We start from the raw sequence: 454 nt of genomic DNA, 5'->3' as shown, positions 1-454 counted from the left end.
TGTCGTGTGGTGGTTTTTTCTGTTCATGATACGCCTACGACGCGATGCGCTCCTATCCCCTCCGTCGGCAGGTTCAGATGTGAACAAGAGACAGGGTGCACCGGTTGCACGCCGGCCGAAGCCCACGCGGTCTCCGGCAGCAGCGACGCACCCGGGACGACGACGCTCCAGCGGAGCAGGGCCCGGCGGCTCGGACGGCAGCAGATCATGATCGCCACGGGGGCACTCGCGCCGCCGTCCGGCCAGGCCCAAACTCAGCCGGCGACGGCGTTCAGGCGTTCCTCGCGGAGGCGGCCCGCCCAGGAGTCGTCCAGCGGCTGCAGGTCTCGGCCGACCGCCCAGCGCAGCAGCAGGTCGGCCAGGCCGGGGTTGCGGACGAGGGCGGGCCCGTGCCGGTAGGTGCCGAGGACGCGCCCGCCGTAGGCGCCCTCCAACCCGTCGCCGTTGCCGATGC

1 pseudogene is annotated in these 454 nt (G+C 71.6%); it reads right to left on the bottom strand.

The features are described 5' to 3' along the window. Window positions 1-254: 254 nt before the first annotated feature. A pseudogene (locus HUX53_RS00045) lies at window positions 255-454 on the bottom strand (glutamine amidotransferase); the annotation flags it as partial.

Source organism: Actinomadura sp. BRA 177, from assembly GCF_013372625.1.
Taxonomy (GTDB): Bacteria; Actinomycetota; Actinomycetes; order Streptosporangiales; family Streptosporangiaceae; genus Spirillospora.
This window is presented reverse-complemented; position numbering and strand designations above follow the sequence as displayed.